The sequence below is a fragment of the Methylobacterium sp. 4-46 genome (assembly GCF_000019365.1).
In the GTDB taxonomy this organism is placed as follows: Bacteria; Pseudomonadota; Alphaproteobacteria; order Rhizobiales; family Beijerinckiaceae; genus Methylobacterium.
The window spans coordinates 1013127-1027489 of the sequence record NC_010511.1; the positions used below are offsets into that span (position 1 = coordinate 1013127).

The window sequence follows — 14363 nt, forward strand, 5'->3', positions numbered from 1 at the left end:
CAATTTATAGTGACAATTCGGGGCAGCGATCACGGCCAAGTTCGACGCATCCACGCGGGTGCGCGCCGAGGGCGGCTCGTCCGAAGGGAGAGGCCCCCGGGCGCGCCGGGTGCGCCTGCCGGCCTCAGCTCCCGAACGGCCGCTCCGGGTCGAGGAGGTCCGCGCCGAGGAGGGGCTCGATCAGGCCCTCCTCGGGCGGCACCGCGAAGGGCCGCAGGCCCCGCGGGCCGGTGTTGAGCCGCTCCACCGCCCGCACGAGCGACCCCTCCGCCCGGATCGCCGCCGTCACGGCGGCGGGATCGGCCCCGAGATGCTCGGCCAGCAGCCGGTCGCGCAGGGCCGCGATGGTGGCCCGGGTCGCCGGGTCGGTGCCCCCGACGGCGAGGTCGCACTCGGTGTCGAGCGCGACCGAGCGGTTGTTGAGGTTGGAGGAGCCGACCCGCAGGGCGGTGTCGTCCACGATCACCAGCTTCGAGTGCACCAGGACCTGGCACTCGCCCGCCGGGCCCGGCACCGCCGGGTAGGCGAGGAGGAAGCGGCCGTGCCGGTCGGCGGCGCGCAGGCGGCGGATCAGGCGGTCGCGGGGCGCGCCCATGGCGACCCGCTCGGTGAGGTTGTGCGAGCGGCGGGTGAGCACGATCACCACGTCGGGCCCGTCCGGCCGCGCCAGCTGCGCCTCCAGCACGTCGCCGACGAAGCGCGCCGTGAGGTACTGCGCCTCGATGTAGACGTGGCGCCGGGCGCCGCGCAGCAGGTCGGCCGTGAGGGCGGCGGCCTCCTCGACCGAGGGCTGCTCGTCGAGGAGCGGCATGGTCCGGGCGATCGCCACCGGCACGTCCGTGAAGTCGGGGGCGAGGCCGCGCGGCCAGAGCGGCGGTCCCTCGGCGGGGGCGGCCGCCTCTCCGGTCGCGTCGCGCCAGCGGGCGCGCACGAGGTCGCCGACCGCGCGGGCCGCCTCCCCGTCCACCACCATCTGGGTGTCGTGGACCGGCCCGTAGGGGGCGCCGTCCGGATCGACCCGGCGGGGATCCTCGGCCCGGTGCTCCTGCGTGTCCCAGCGCTGCACGGTCAGGTCCATGCCGCCCACGAAGGCGAGGCACTCGTCGACGCAGACGATCTTCTGATGATGGGCCGCGTAGAGGGGGTGGCGCGTGTCGAGCCGCACCCGGATGCGGGGATGGCGCTGCCACTCCGCCCCGAACAGCAGCGGCAGCGCCTCGCCCGGCCCGTGCAGCGTGCCCACGCTCCAGATCAGGATGCGCAGCTCCAGTTCGGGCCGCGCCTCCACGAGGGCGCGCAGGAAGGGGCCGAGCGGGGGCGAGGCCGCCTCCGGCGCGTCGGCCCGCAGGCGGATGCGGCCGTCGAAATCCCAGCCCACCAGGGTGATGCTGCGCCGGGCGCGCGCGAGCGCGTCCTCCAGCGCCGCGAAGTAATCCGCGCCGTCGACGAGCAGGGCGGCGCGGGCCGCCCGCGCCACCCGCCAGCAATTGCGGCCCGGCACGAACAGGGTCGGGGGCGGGGCGACCGGGACGGCCCCGGCCAACGCGTCATCCATTCTCATCGTGACGACCAACGATCTCCCCGATGCGGCGGGCGGCCCCGCCCGGGGCCGCGCCCCACCAGAACACGTCAGGCGCCCGAGCGTTGCAGCCTGCTCCTGCGGCACAGCGGACCCCGCCGCGCCGCACCGCACACGGCAAGTCCTGCCTCGAAGAACCAGTCTCGTTCGCACCCGCAGCACAGACGAGACGGAATAAGGACGCGCAAGAATGATGATCTCGATCGAACTTGCGGCCGCTCAACCCGTTTCAGGATCTGAACGGAATTGGAAAGGATCGATGATGCGGACGAAGCGGATGGCGCTCGCGGGCGCCCTGATGGTGGCCCTGGGCGGCGCGGCGGTGGCCCAGACCGCGGCGCCGGGCAGCGCCGAGGGCAACATGAACAACCCGGGCAGCGTCAAGAGCAACGCCGAGAAGGGGGGGCGCGACGCCGCCCCGGCGGCGGGCGTGGCGCCCGGGACGGCGCCGGCCGCGACCGGGACCGTGACGGGCGGAGGGAGCAGGACGGTCCCGAAGCCGAGCGACCCGACTCCGAGCCGCTGAGCCGGGCGATGCACCGGGGCGGCCGGGACGCGCGTCCCGGCCGCCCTCGGCGGTGGGCGGAGGCGGATCGCGGCTGGACGCGGGAATCCTGCACTCCCACTCTTCCGGCAGACCTCCGCCACCGGAGCCACCGGACCGAGCCCGTGCACTACAGCAGATCCGACATCGTCGCGGCCTGCGGCCCCAACGCCACCCGCGCCGGGCAGAGCTACCTGCGCGAGGGGCGCGTTCTCGAAGCGACCCGAAACGGAGCCGGGATCTCCGGCGAGGTCCAGGGCAGCGACGAGCCCTACAGGCTGGTCGTCGATCTGAGGGAGCGGGGGAAGGGGCTGCGGATCGAAGGCACCTGCTCCTGCCCGGTCGCCCGCAATTGCAAGCACGTGGCGGCCGTCCTCCTCTCGCTCCTGGACGAGGCGTCGGAGCCGCCGGGCGATCCGGTCGCGCAGCGCCTGGAGCGCCTGCTGGCGCCGGCCCCGACGGCCCGCGGCGCGGCACGAGCGGGCCGCCCCGCGGCCCAGGCGGAGGCGCTGCCGCCGGCCCTGGCGCGGTGGGTCGCGCAACTCGACCGGGCCCAGGCCACCGCCGGGGAGGATTACCCACGCTCCATCAACCAGCGGCTCGTCTACGTGCTCGGCTCGCTCCTGGCGGGGGAAGGCCTGCCGCGCCTCGCCCTGCAGGTGATCTCGACGCGCCTGCGCAAGGACGGCACCTTCTCGGAGGGCGGCAGCCCCTATCTCCTGCAGGCGGGCGCATCGCCGGCCCGGTTCCTGCGCCCCTCGGACCTGCGCATCCACCGCCTTCTCGCCGGCCGGCAGCGCCACTCCATCGGCTACGGCCGGGCCTACGCCTACGATCTCTCCGACGAGGATGCGGCGGAGATCCTGGCGGCCCTGCTCGCCACCGGCCGCGTCCGCTGGCGGGAGCCGAACGGGCCGGCCCTCGCGGCGGGTCCGCCCCGGGCCGGGCGGATCGCCTGGCGGGAGGAGGCGGATGCCCTGCGGGCGGAGGTCACCTGCGAGGATCCCGGCGCGGTGCTGGCCGCGGCGCCGCCCGCCTACGTGGACGAGGCGGCCGGCCTGATCGGGCCGGTGGAGACCGGACTCGCCCCGCGCCTCGCCGGCGCCCTCGCCCTGGCGCCGCCGGTCCCGGCGGAAGCGGTGGCGGCGCTCAACGCCGTCCTGGCGGAGAAGGTCCCGGACCTCGCCGCCCACCGGCCGCCCTCGCCCGCGGCGGAGCCCCTCCGCGTCGCCCCGCGACCGGTGCTGCGCCTCACGACCGCCCCGATCAGGACGACCATCGGCTACGGCCCCTACGCGATGATCGACCACGAGACGGTGCCCATCGCGCGGCTGGCCTTCGCGTACGGACCGGTGCGGACGGAACTCGGCGAGATGCGGGCCGTGGTGCCGCGCCTCAGCGGCGGGCGCCTCTACGCGGTGGCCCGCGATCCCGAGGCCGAGCGCGAGGCGGCCCGGCGCCTCATCCGGGAAAACTTCGTCCCGGTCTGCGAACGCTATCCCGCCGAGGCCGCGCATGGCCGCGACTTCGTGCGCGAAGGAGGAACGGCCCAATGGGCCGACGCGCAATACTGGCTCCTGCCCCGCCTGCGGGAGGAGGGCTGGGAGATCGAGACCGCCGCCGATTTCCCCCTGCGGCTGATGCGGGCGGACGGCGCCTTCGACGCGGAGATCCGCGAGGGATCCGGCATCGACTGGCTCGAACTCCAGCTCGGTGTCGAGCTGGACGGGGAGCGGATCGACCTCGTCGGGCCGATCCTCGCGCTGCTGCGGCGGCCGGGCTTCGACCCCGCCATCCTCGACGGCCCGGAGGGGGAGAAGGCCCTCGTCCTGCCGCTTCCGGACGGGCGGATGCTGGCCCTGCCCCCGGGCCGGCTGCGCGGGATCCTGGCGGCGATCGCCGAATTGCTGATCGGCCGCGACGACGAGGGGCGGCTTCGCCTGTCGCGGGCCGACGCGGCCGGCCTCGCGGCCCTGGAGGAGGAGGGCGGGGAGCGCGTGATCTGGCGCGGCGGCGAGGCGATCCGCGCCATGGGACGGCGGCTTTCCGCGAGCGGCGGCATCCCGCCGGTGGAGCCCCCCGCGGCGTTCCGGGCGAGCCTGCGGCCCTATCAGGCGCAGGGCCTCGCCTGGCTCGCCTTCCTGCGCGAGACCGGCTTCGGCGGCGTCCTGGCGGACGATATGGGCCTGGGCAAGACCGTCCAGGCCCTGGCGCTCCTCGCCCTCGAGAAGGCGGAGGGCCGCCTCGACCGGCCCGCCCTGGTGGTGGCGCCGACGAGCCTGATGGGCAATTGGCGGCGCGAGACGGAGCGCTTCGCCCCCTCCCTCCGCGTGCTCACGCTGCACGGCCTCGACCGCAAGGAGCAGTTCGGGGCGATGGCCGAGCACGACCTCGTGCTCACCACCTATCCGCTGATCCCCCGCGACCACGCGGTGCTGACGGCGCAGGAGTGGCACATCCTTCTCCTCGACGAGGCGCAGGCGATCAAGAACCCGGACGCGCAGACGACCCGGCTGCTGCACGGGATCCGGGCGCGGCACCGCTTCTGCCTCACCGGGACGCCGCTTGAGAATTCCCTCGCGGAGGTGTGGTCGCTCTTCGCCTTCGCGTGCCCGGGCCTGCTCGGCGACCGCCGGCACTTCACCCGGGCGTGGCGCATGCCGATCGAGAAGCAGGGCGACCGCGAGCGCGGCCGGCTGCTGGCGCGGCGCCTCAAGCCCTTCCTGCTGCGGCGGACCAAGGACGAGGTGGCGGCCGAGCTGCCGCCCAAGACCGAGATCGTCGAGCGCGTCGACCTCGCGGCCGGTCAGCGCGACCTCTACGAGTCGATCCGGCTCGCCATGCATGCCCGGGTGCGCGCCGCCATCGCCGAGAAGGGATTCGCCCGCAGCCGCATCGTCATCCTGGACGCGCTGCTCAAGCTGCGGCAGGCCTGCTGCGATCCGCGCCTGCTCAAGCTCGCACCTCCCCCGAAGGCGGGCTCGGCCAAGCTCGACCGCCTGGACGAGTTGCTGGAATCCCTGATCGCCGAGGGGCGCCGGGTGCTGGTCTTCTCGCAATTCACCTCGATGCTCGACCTGATCAAGCCGCGCCTCACGCTCGCCAAGACGCCCTGCCTCGAACTCACCGGCCGCAGCCGCGACCGCGCCGAGGTGGTGCGCCGCTTCGAGGCCGGCGAGGCACCGGTCTTCCTGATCAGCCTGAAGGCGGGCGGGACGGGGCTCAACCTCGTCGCGGCGGATACGGTGATCCTCTACGATCCCTGGTGGAATCCGGCCGTGGAGGCCCAGGCGATCGACCGCGCCCACCGCATCGGCCAGGACAAGCCCGTCTTCGTCCACAAGCTCGTCGCCTCCCGCACCATCGAGGAGAAGATGGGGGTGCTGAAGGAGAGGAAGGGCGCGCTCGCCGATTCGCTGTTCGACCACGACGGCGCGCCCACGAGCGCCATGACGGCGGAGGATTTGGATCTCCTGCTCGGGGACTGACTCTGGGGCACAAACCCGTATAATAGTCGCGCAATTTCCCCATCGCTGCATCGCAGCCTTCTGGTTGAATTTTTATGAAATTAGACGCATTTTTATTTCAAGTCATGATTTTGTTTCTGCCTGGAGTGATTTGGGCACGTATCGATATCGTGTGGGCAAGACAATCTAAACCTTCAGATGTTGAATTTTTCGTCCTGAGCTTTCTCTACGGGCTTGCAAGTTAGGCTGTCACATATGCTTTATTTGAGTTATTTGTTGGTGATTTCGAAGTCATAAGCATAGAAAAGCCGGCCATTTTTAACTATTCTATTGTATATGAACTCATTTGTGCAACTTTCATCAGTTTTGCAGGAGGAATAGCCTGGCTTTATGCCTCGAATTACAAAATCATGGCACGCTTCCTGCAATTCATTCGAGCCACCAAGCGATATGGCGATGAGGACGTATGGGACTTTACATTCAACAGTCGATCGAAATCAGTCGGATTTATAAATTGGCGCGACTTCGAGCAGAAGCTAGGCTAATCCGGATACGTTAATACATTCTCGGAAAGCGGAGAAATCAGAGAGATTGTACTGCGAGATGTGTCGGTGTATGATTTCGAGGGCAATAAGCAATACGACGTTCCGTTGCTCTACCTAGCGCGAAAAGCGGAAAATATCCATATCGAGTTTCCGATCCCGAACACGGAGGCGAGTCAGGATGCCGGATAAATCGTTCACGAACCTGAAGGCTGAGGGCGGCTACTCGCTACCCCGGAGTGCTCCGCTGACCGAGAGCTACGTCCGCAAAGGCGGCGTCAACGCTCCCTCGGCGCAAGCCACCCGTCCCCCGCCTCCCCCGCCCCTTCGCCCGGCCACGGGGCCGAATGCGCCGTCGTCGGGCGGACAGGGCGGCTCCTCGCGGCAAACCTGAGGAGGGACCCGCGCGGGCCACCGTTCCGGCCCGTACCGGCCGCTGCCGCGTCACTCCGGTCGAGGCGAGCTCACTCCCCCGGGGCCGCCGGGCTCGCCATGCCGCCGTGCGGGGGCGGGGCCGCCGCCTGGGCGGGGGCGGGCTTCGCTGCCCGGGCGCGCAGGCGCGCCGCCGCATTCTTCGGCAGGTCCGAGATCACGCAGACGAGGCAGAACACCGCCGGCACGAAGATCAGCGACAGGACCGTCGAGAAGAGCAGGCCGCCGATCACCGCGATCGCCATCGGTGCCCGGAACTCGCCGCCCGCCCCGATCGCCAGCGCGCTCGGGACCATGCCGGCCACCATGGCGATCGTCGTCATGATGATCGGCCGCGCGCGCTTGCGGCCCGCATCGATGATCGCCTCATTGCGCGACATGCCGTGGCGCATCGACTCGATCGCGAATTCCACCAGCATGATCGCGTTCTTGGTCACGATGCCCATCAGCATCAGGATGCCGATCCAGACCGGGGTCGTGAGCTGCTTGCCGGTGACGAGCAGCGCCACCACGGCGCCGCCCAGGGAGAGCGGCAGCGAGAACAGGATGGTGATCGGGTGCAGGAAGGACCCGAACAGCATCACCAGCACGGCGTAGACCATGAGCAGGCCCGCCCGCATCACCTCGGCGAAGCCGTCCGACAATTCGGCGAGGTTCTCGGCGTCGCCCGACTGGTTGACCTGCACCCCCTTCGGCAGGTTCCTCATCACCGGCAGCTGATTGATCGCGGCCAGCACGTCGCCGAGGGCCGCGTCCCCGACGAGGTCCGCCGCCACGGTCGCCTGGCGCTCGCGGTCGTAGCGGGAGATGTTGGCCGGCCCGTCCTGGAAGCCGAGATCCGCCACCGCCGAGAGCGGCACCCCGCCCTTCGCGGCCGGGGTCGGGATGCGCAGCTGCTCCACGATCTGCCAGTTCAGCCGGGCGCTGTCGTCGAGCTGGACCCGCACCGGCACGAGGCGGTCGCCCGCGTCGAACTTGGCCAGCGCCGGCCCCACGTCGCCGATCGTGGCGACGCGGATCGTCTCGGAGAGCGTGTCGGCCGTGATGCCGAGCCGGGCGGCGAGGTCCATGCGCGGGCGGATGCGCAGCTCCGGCCGGTTCAGGGTCGCGCCCGAGATCACGTTGGCCACGGCCGGCAGGCGGCGCATCTGGTTGGCGAGCTCGTTGGCCACGCTCGCCACCGTGCTGCTGTCCTGGCCGTTGACCACGAGTGAGATCGCCCGCAGGCCGTTCTCGTCCACGAACCAGTAGCGGATGTCCGGGATCTGCCTCAGCCGCGCCTCGACCTGCTGCTCCAGCTGGCGCTGGGTGATCGTGCGGTGGGTCTTGTTGGTGTAGTTGAGGATGAGCGAGGCGCGCCGGACCTCGATCGTGCCGCCCGCGATGCGCCCGCCATCGACGAAGATGCTCTTCACCTCCGGGATCTGGCGCAGGTCCTTGACGATCACGTCGGTGACGCGCTGCGTGTCCGAGGCCTGGCTGCCCGGGGGCAGCTCGATCGAGAGCAGCGAGCGGGCGGTGTCCTGGGCCGGCAGGAAGCCCTGCGACAGGAGCTTCATGCTGAGGATCGAGGCCGCGAAGATCGCGATGCCGAGGATCACGGTGAGCCCGTAGAAGCGCACCGATTTCGAGACCAGCCAGACATAGGCGCGCTCGATCCGGCCCGGCGGCTTCTCCTCGTGGACGTGCGGCTTCATGATGTAGGCGGCCAGCATCGGCGTCACGAAGCGGGCCGCGAGCAGCGAGAACAGCACCTGCACCGCGATGGTGATGCCGAACTGCTTGAAGAACTGGCCCGCGATGCCGCCCATGAAGCTCGCCGGCGCGAAGATCGCCACGATGGTGAGGCTGATCGCGATCACCGCGAGCCCGATCTCGTCGGCCGCGTCGATCGCCGCCTGGAAGGGCGACTTGCCCATCCGGATGTGGCGCACGATGTTCTCGATCTCGACGATCGAATCGTCGACCAGGATGCCGGTCGAGAGCGTGACGGCGAGGAAGCTCACGAGGTTGAGCGAGAAGCCGAGCAGGTCCATCGCCCAGAAGGCCGGGAAGATCGACAGCGGCAGCGACACCGCCACGATCACCGTCGTGCGCAGGTCGCGCAGGAACAGGAACACCACGATGACCGCGAGCGCCGCGCCCTCGAACAGCGTCTTGATCGCGGCCTCGTAGTTGCCGAGCGTGTAGTCGACCGACGTGTCGATCAGCGAGAGCTTGACGTCCGGGTACTCGGCCTGGATCTGGTCGACCTTGGCCTGGACGGCCTTGGCCACGACGACGTCGCTCGCGCCCTTGGCGCGCTTGATGCCGATGGCGACGACCGGCTTGGCGTCGAGGCTCGCGAAGGTGCGCCGGTCCGCCACCGTGTCGGTGACGACGCCGAGATCCTGCAGCCGGATCTGCCCGCCCGAGGCGAGCGGGATCATGGTGCCCTTGAGCTCGTCGAGGCTGCGCGCGCCCGCGAGGGCCCGGATCGCGAAGTCGCGCCCGCCGAGCTGGGTGCGCCCGCCCGCCACGTCCACGTTGATGCCGCGCAGCCGGCGGCTCACGTCGACGGCGGTGAGCCCGTAGGCCTGGAGCCGGTCGGGATCGAGGGAGACCAGGATCTCGCGCTCGGAGCCGCCGATCGTCTCGACCTGCGCGACGCCGCGGATGCTCTGCAGGCGGCGCTTGACCACCGTGTCGACGAAGTAGGAGAGCTGCTCGGGCGTCTTGTCGGGGGCGACCGCCGCGTAGGTGACGATCGGCAGGCCGACCACGTCGACGCGCTGGATCAGCGGCGCCTCCGCCGAGCGCGGCAGGTCGGCCTGGATGCGGGTGATCGCGTCCTTGACGTCGTTGAGCGCCCGGTCGGTGTTGGTCTCCAGGCGGAACTGGACCGTCGTCACCGAGACGCCGTCGGTGACGAGGGACGCGATGTGGCGCACGCCCTCGACGCCCGAGACCCCGTCCTCGATGGTCTTGGTGACCTGCGCCTCCAGCTCCGCCGGGGCCGCGCCGAACTGCGCCACCGCCACCGAGATGATCGGGATGTCGGCCGAGGGCAGCCGCGTGATCGGGAGCTTCCCGAAGCTCATCCAGCCCAGGATGAGCAGGATCAGCGAGATCAGGATCGAGGGGAGCGGCTTGCGGATCGCCCAGGAGGAGACGTTCAGGGACACTTACGGCGCTCGCCTCGGTTGGTGTTGCATCGACGCCTCCTCCGCTCCCGGTTCAGAAGGCCGTGCCGGCCTTGGCCACCACGGTGTCGCCCTCTCCGACGCCGCTGCGGATCTCGACGTCGTCCTCCGAGGAGGAGCCGACGACGACGCGGCGGGTCTCGATCCGGCCGCCGCGCACCACCTGGACGCTCGTCGTGTCGCTGCGGCGCAGGATGGCGGCGCGGGGCACGGCGATCCCGCAGCTGCGCGCCGTGTCGATCAGGGCGCGGGCGAACATGCCCGGGCGCAGGTCCGCGTGGGCCGGAACCGACACGAAGGCCCGGCCGAACTGGGTCGCCGGGTCGACGTCGGTCGCCGCCATCCGCACCTCGCCCCGCAGCGCGAGGTCGTTGCCGATCAGGATCCGGCTCTCCGCCCCGGCCCGGATCTTCGAGATGTAGAGGCTCGGCACCTGCACCATCAGGTCGAGATCGCGGTCGAGGGCGATCTGGAACAGCGGGTCCATCTGGGGGCTGACGAGCTGCCCCACCTTGGCGGTGCTGCGCGTGACGGTGCCGGCCGCGGAGGCCTTCAGGGAGATCGAGTTGGGGAGCTTGGCGAGGTTCGACGGGGCCAGCATCTGGGCGACCGAATCGTCCGCCCCGATCTTGGCGACCCGGGCCAGTTCCTGGCCGGCCGAGACGGGGTCGCCCTCCTGCACCAGCACGTCCGAGACCCGGTAGCCCTCGATGTTGATGCTCACGTAGGCGGGGCGCCGGGGCATCAGGTAGCCGGTCACCCGCACGTTGTCGGAGAAGCAGGCCCGCCGCGCCCGCACCGTGTCGGTCGGGGCGTCCTCGGCCCGGGCCAGCCCGGGCGGGCCGATCAGGGCGAGCGTCAGGAGGGCGGCGCGGCCGAGCGCCTCCGGGGCGCGCGCGGGGCGCGGGCGGAGGGCCGTATCGCGGTCAGGACGCATCCATCGGCCTCGCATCGGCCTCGCCAGAATCGTACGCGGTTCGGGGGCGGGAGGCGGGCCCGTCCGGGAGGACGGGGCCCGCGCCGCGGGGTGAGGGCCCGGCCGCGGCCGGGCGGGCCGGCCGAAACCGGGCGGGCCGGCTTTGGCCGGCCCCATCTCAGTAGCGCGAGGCCGACTTCACGCCCGACATGTTGACCGTCGTCACGCGGCGGTTGACCGGGGCGTTCGGGTTCGCCGCGTCCTTGAGCTGCGTCTTGCCGTAGCCGACGCTGACGAGGTTGGTGGCGGGCACGCCGTAATTCTGGACGATGTAGTCCTTCACGGCCTGGGCGCGGCGCTCGGACAGGGCCTGGTTCGCCTGGTCCTTGCCCTTGCCGTCGGTGTGTCCGACGATCAGGAAGGTGTTGCCCTTGAGTTCCTGCCGGGCGAGGGCGGCGCCCAGGCTCTTGACCATGGGCAGGGCCTTCGGGCCGATCTTGGCGGAGTTGTAGTCGAAGGGGATCTCGAGGTCGATGCTCGGCTTGTCGGCCGAGACCGCCGCGAGCTTGCTGCGCTCGCTCGGGGTCAGCGAGGCGCGGTTGCGCAGCGAATCCAGGAAGCTGCGGTCCTCGCCGAGGGCGCCGGCGCTCGCCGCCTCGCCGCGGACGCTGGTCGAGAGGCTGCGGGTCGGCCCGGTCGCGACCGGCGCCTCGGCGGGTGCCCCGATCAGGGCCTTGGCGATGTCGGCCTCGCTCGGGGCCTTCTGGGCGAGGGCGCCGGCCGCCGAGCCGAGGGTCAGCAATCCGGCAAGGAGCGCGGCGCGGCTCAGGCGCCGCGAGAACGTGTTAGCAGATCCAGTCATCGTGATGCTCCTCAAAACGATCTCAGTCCAGTGCCAGACGTTCTTCGTTCGTATGCCGGTCGCTGCCCGGTCATCAGGACCGAGTGACGCCGTCTTTCCGCTCGCGTCGAGGCCGGCCGCGCGGCGCGTGGGCGGCCTCAACGGATTCCGTATTGGGCGAACTCTCTCTCGAGGCCCGGATCCATCCGGAGCGCATCGTTGATGTCGCTCTTCCCCTCCTCCGTCTCGCCGGTCCGAACCCGCGCCATCCCGCGGCCGTACAGGGACGAGGCCTGCTTACCATTGCCCTTCAACGCGGCATCGTAATCGCGGATGGCGAGACCGGGAAGTCCTATCTTGAGGTTGACCAGTCCACGACTGTCGAGAGCGTCCGGGAAATTGGGTCTGAGCTTCAGCGCCTCGTTGCAGTCGCGCAGTGCCCGGTCGAGTTCATCAACCATCGCGCGCACCCAGCAGCGGTTATTGAGCGCCTCAACGTCCTGTGGGTTGAGGCGGATCACCTCGTCAAAGTCCGCCAGCGCGAGCGCGTACTCGCGGTGGATCGCGTAGAGCTGGCCGCGCCGGTAGAGGGCGGACCCGTCGGCTGGGTTGCGCTCCAGGGCCTTGTTGAGCTCGGCCCGCAGGCGCTCGTCCTCGCGGGTGTAGGGCAGCGGGGTCTGGGGCACCTTCGGGGCGGCGACCTTGGCCTGCTCCTCGAACCGCTTCAGCTCGGCCCGGCCGCGCTCGCCCCAGGCGGTGCCCTGGAACTTGTCCGCGAAGCGCTCCATCGCCTCCCGGGTCCCGGCCTTTCGGGCGGCGGCGAACTCGGCGGACGGGTCGGCCTGCGGCTCCCGCGGCGTCTCGGGCGGTCGGCCGGCCACCGGCCCGGGCGGCGCCTCCTCGCGCGGGGGCCTCCTCCCGGCCTGCTGCGGATCCACCCAGGTCGGGCTCTCCTTCGGGGTCTGACCCTCCTTGGCAGGGAAGTCCTTGGCAGGGAAGTCCTTGGGAGAGTGGTCCTTGGCAGAAAGGTCCTTGGCAGAAAGGTCTTTGGGCGGCGGGGTGTCCTTCGCGAGGGCCCCCTCCCGCAGGCTCGAGTAGATCCAGGGGGTCTGCCCGCCCTGGCCCGCCGCCAGGGCGGAGCGGGTCCGGTCGAACACCGCGCGGCTGATCCCGTCGCTCTGGCCGAGCTGCCGGACCAGTTCCTCGGCGAAGGGGCTGCGGGCGCCCGTCGCCTGGCGCAGCATCTGGCCGGGCTGGGTCGAGTAGAAGACGAGCGCGTTCGGGGGAGCCTCGGCCGTCGCCGCGAGCCCGTTGGCGAAGCTGCGGAAGCGCCGCTCGAACGGGTTGCGGTTGGCCGCGTCCAGGATCACCACCTTCAGGTCCGCGCCGCGCTTCTGCATCTCGCTCAGGATGCCCTCGACGTTGAAGCCGTCCCGCCGCAGATCCGGCTCGGTCCAGATCTGGGCATCGACCGGTATCAGGTAATTCTGCTTGTTCGATTGGATCCCATACCCGCTGAAGTAGAGGAGCGCGGTCGAGCCCGCCTTGATCTTGTCGTAGAAGCGCCCGAGCGCGCCCTGCAGGGCGACCTTCGCCATGTTCTCGCCGACGTCCACGGCGTAGCCCTTCTGCTGAAGGACCGCCGCCACGGCCCTGGCATCCGCGACCGGGGTCGTGAGGGCCGTGTCGCTGTCCGGGTACTGCGCGTTGCCGATCACCAGAGCGATCCGGTCGCCCGCTCTGCTTTGGGCGAAGACAGGTTGAATCGCCTGGCACGCGCTGAACGCGAGCACGATGCCGACAATCCACAACGCACGCATGCCGTCCTCAGAGAACTGCTCAGCAATCACAATCCAGCCGCGGAAGCTTAAGACCTCCGCCGCGGTCTGACAAGTTTAACGGTCGCGCACGACCGATTCCGATCGGCCGGACGAGGGACCTCCTTCCGCAATGCGACCACTGAATCGGCGTGACAAGCGCCAGTTTCTTCGCGTCATCCGCCAGAACCGGCACCGGACGGGCAAGTCTCGCACGGATGCGGGACCGGGTTTCGCCAGTCTCCTGGCAAGAGCCGCCCGATCGGAGCTTTCCGACGCTTCGGTTCTACCTGGGTGCGGGATGCCCGGGCGTGCGGGCGCGCACCGCCCGAGACGCGACGACGCCCCGGGCGGGGGCCCGGGGCGTCGTCGCGCGCCGCCTCGGGTGTGGCCGCTAGTCCACGGCGAGGCGGGTTTCGACGCGGCGGTTGGCCGGGTCGAGCGGGTTGTCGGTGAGCGGGCGGGACTTGCCGAGGCCGCGGGCGGTGAGCTGGGCGGCCAGGACGCCGCGGCCGGAGAGGTACCGGACCACGGCGTCGGCCCGGCGGCCCGACAGGCCGAGGTTGAACTCCTCGCCGCCGCGCGCGTCCGTGTGCCCCTCGACCAGGAAGGTCGAGGATCTCAGGCGGTCGTCGCGCAGCGCCTTGGCGAATTCGTCGAGGTTCTGCTTGGCGGCGCCGGTCAACTGGTCGGAATTGTAGTCGAAATTCACCACCAGGTCGAAGCTGCCGGTCGGCCTCGCCCGGGTTTCGACGCCGGCGTTGCACTCGCTGTGGGTGCCGATGCAGAGCCCGCGGGTCTTGCCCAGCGGATCGGCCGGCGCGAACTTCTTGACGATGTCCTCGGCGGTATAGGCCGGGCCGGCGACGGCAGCATGGCCGGCGCAGACCGCCGCGAGCGCGAGAATCGAGGCCGTAAACTTGCCGCGCATGTCCGAATTCCCCTGCAACGTTGCGGTTATGCCGCAGGATCAGTTTTTCGTCAATAGCCTGGGCCAGGTACGACTAGGTATCACTGATTCAAATTTTCGCTCCACAGTCGTT

The 14363-nt window shown here is 70.6% G+C and carries 8 protein-coding genes; 2 read left to right on the forward strand and 6 right to left on the reverse strand.

The features are described 5' to 3' along the window. Positions 1–124: 124 nt before the first annotated feature. A complete protein-coding gene (locus M446_RS04335) occupies positions 125–1555 on the reverse strand; it encodes a phospholipase D-like domain-containing protein (protein ID WP_168169132.1) in 1431 nt (476 codons plus the stop codon). Between the two features lie 283 nt (positions 1556–1838). On the opposite strand from M446_RS04335, the gene M446_RS04340 reads away from it, so the two are divergent. Further along, positions 1839–2105 (forward strand): hypothetical protein, encoded by a 267-nt coding sequence (locus tag M446_RS04340; RefSeq protein ID WP_012330871.1) that lies wholly within the window; start codon positions 1839–1841, stop codon positions 2103–2105. Positions 2106–2248: 143 nt separating this feature from the next. Next, positions 2249–5611, forward strand: a complete 3363-nt coding sequence (locus M446_RS04345; protein ID WP_012330872.1) for a DEAD/DEAH box helicase — start codon at positions 2249–2251, stop codon at positions 5609–5611. A 985-nt stretch (positions 5612–6596) separates the two neighbouring features. Here the strand turns inward: M446_RS04345 and M446_RS04350 are convergent. The 5 genes from M446_RS04350 to M446_RS04370 form a co-directional block, all read right to left on the reverse strand. After that, a complete protein-coding gene (locus M446_RS04350; protein ID WP_012330873.1) occupies positions 6597–9728 on the reverse strand; it encodes an efflux RND transporter permease subunit in 3132 nt (1043 codons plus the stop codon). A gap of 52 nt (positions 9729–9780) precedes the next feature. Continuing rightward, on the reverse strand, positions 9781–10683 hold the full coding sequence (locus M446_RS04355; protein ID WP_012330874.1) for an efflux RND transporter periplasmic adaptor subunit: 903 nt from the start codon (positions 10681–10683) through the stop codon (positions 9781–9783). 157 nt (positions 10684–10840) lie between these two features. After that, the gene (locus M446_RS04360; RefSeq protein ID WP_012330875.1) at positions 10841–11524 is read right to left on the reverse strand and encodes an OmpA family protein; all 684 of its coding nucleotides are present in this window, start codon (positions 11522–11524) and stop codon (positions 10841–10843) included. A gap of 137 nt (positions 11525–11661) precedes the next feature. Further along, positions 11662–13221, reverse strand: coding sequence for a caspase family protein (locus tag M446_RS04365; RefSeq protein ID WP_150108570.1), 1560 nt, complete (start codon positions 13219–13221; stop codon positions 11662–11664). Between the two features lie 493 nt (positions 13222–13714). Then, entirely contained in the window at positions 13715–14251 is a 537-nt protein-coding gene (locus M446_RS04370; RefSeq protein ID WP_012330877.1) for an OmpA family protein, read from the reverse strand. Between the last annotated feature and the right edge of the window lie 112 nt (positions 14252–14363).